General features: G+C 35.0%; 1 protein-coding gene. It reads left to right on the top strand.

The genetic code is table 11. The annotated features are described in order from the left end of the window. Positions 1–331 (top strand): IS66 family transposase (locus GOQ24_RS17010; protein WP_160339600.1); only part of this gene is annotated, 331 nt, incomplete at both ends.

The raw sequence follows: 331 nt of genomic DNA on the forward strand, positions 1-331 counted from the left end.
TACAGATGTGTTAGATTATGTTCCAGGTTACTTTAAAATCAAGCGTTACATCCGATATAAATACGCTACTAAAGGTAAAGACAACACTCAAATTAGTATTGGCGATCTTCCAGAGCGAATTATAGATAAAGGAATACCTTCAGAGGGGTTATTATCTACAATACTTGTAGATAAATATGTTGACCACCTTCCTCTTTATAGACAAAAGCAACGCTTTTCAAGAGAAAATATCGATATAGCTTCTTCTACAATAGATGGTTGGGCTGCTCAAAGTATGGATGCTTTAAAACCACTATACCAAAAGCTGGTGATGGACATCAAAAATGAAGGT

The sequence above is a fragment of the Myroides sp. LoEW2-1 genome, from assembly GCF_009767705.1.
Lineage (GTDB): Bacteria > Bacteroidota > Bacteroidia > Flavobacteriales > Flavobacteriaceae > Flavobacterium > Flavobacterium album_A.